The organism is Phocaeicola abscessus CCUG 55929 (assembly GCF_000312445.1).
Classification (GTDB): domain Bacteria; phylum Bacteroidota; class Bacteroidia; order Bacteroidales; family Bacteroidaceae; genus Phocaeicola; species Phocaeicola abscessus.
This window is the reverse complement of record NZ_HE997184.1, coordinates 370,770-371,553: the sequence shown is the minus strand read 5'-3', so window position 1 is coordinate 371,553 and position 784 is coordinate 370,770. Positions and strand designations below refer to the sequence as shown.

The window sequence follows — 784 nt, the reverse complement described above, 5'->3', positions numbered from 1 at the left end:
GCGGAAGTATATTTCAGGTTCTGCACGCGCCGGATCTCTACCGTATAGGTGCACGTCTTACCCTGGGGGTAGAGCGTAATCTCTTTGTCGGCATCGCCCACCGTCGGGTCCGCACGAAGATCCGAAAGGGAGAGCTCTACCGGATCTTCCTGTCCCGCCCAAAGAGCGTCGGGTGCCAGCACAACGGGTTCGTCCGGGGGATTGGCACCCTCGGGGTTGCCCTGCAGGCCCAAAGGTTCCAACAGGGTACTTGTACGCGTATAGAGTTCGAAACTCGCGAAGCGTTCCGTTCCGCGCAGCAGTAGGGTCTCCGAATCGTTGTTCAGGAACAGGGCCCGATAACGTCCGAAAGGTATCTCCACCGTCCCTCCCGAAGCGTTGGGGAAATCGTAGCGCAGGGGATCACCCCCTGTCTGCGGGTAGAGGTACAGGCTCATGCCTTTGGCGGAGGCCCCCGGGGCCTTGCGCCAGTCGAAGAGTACACGTACGCGAGCGGAAGAGGCAGAAAGGCGGTCGAGTTCCTTGTGATCGCAGGAGGTAAGAGAGCCGCTGAGCAGCGCACCTATCAGCGCGCAAAGCAACATCGTGACGGAGGCCAGGCTCGTCTGGAACAGGGCCTTGAGAATACGGGGAGAAGTAGAAACTGTTTTCATCGTTTGCCTCCTTTCTTTCTGTTTATGTTATCATATCCCAACAGCCATACCAACGACACCTCGGCCTTGGTGGGACCGAACCAGTGACGCTGCTTCGTGGCCTGCCAAAGATAGCGATCCCCCTGAGGTAC

The 784-nt window shown here is 58.5% G+C and carries 1 protein-coding gene and 1 pseudogene; both read right to left on the bottom strand.

The annotated features are described in order from the left end of the window. Positions 1–653 (bottom strand): DUF5119 domain-containing protein (locus tag BN102_RS08015; protein WP_019208606.1); only part of this gene is annotated, 653 nt, incomplete at its 3' end. After that, positions 650–784, bottom strand: a pseudogene (locus tag BN102_RS11175) (DUF3575 domain-containing protein); the annotation flags it as partial. The gene BN102_RS08015 and the pseudogene BN102_RS11175, both read right to left, overlap by 4 nt.